Source organism: Lysobacter sp. ESA13C, from assembly GCF_019970005.1.
GTDB lineage: Bacteria > Pseudomonadota > Gammaproteobacteria > Xanthomonadales > Xanthomonadaceae > Lysobacter > Lysobacter antibioticus_B.
This window is the reverse complement of record NZ_JAHXYK010000054.1, coordinates 1-255: the sequence shown is the minus strand read 5'-3', so window position 1 is coordinate 255 and position 255 is coordinate 1. Positions and strand designations below refer to the sequence as shown.

Annotated in this window: 1 protein-coding gene; it reads left to right on the top strand. The window is 70.6% G+C overall.

All coding sequences use genetic code 11. The annotated features are described in order from the left end of the window. Positions 1-255: condensation domain-containing protein (locus LC490_RS24310; RefSeq protein ID WP_223621915.1), on the top strand; the 255-nt coding region annotated here is incomplete at both ends.

Sequence of the window (255 nt, the reverse complement as noted above, 5' to 3'; positions counted from 1 at the left end):
GAGCGCGTTGTATGGCGCGTACAGTCGTGGGGAAGCCGACCCGTTGCCTGCGCTGTCGCTCCAGTACGCGGACTACGCGGCGTGGCAGCGACGCTGGGTGTCGGGCGAGGTGTTGCAGGCGCAGGGGTCGTACTGGAAAGAGGCGCTGGCGGGAGCGCCGGGGCTGCTGGAGGTGCCGAGCGACCGACCGCGTCCTGCGCAGCAGGACTATGCGGGCGGCTTCGTGCGCTGCGAGCTGGATGCGGAACTGACGCG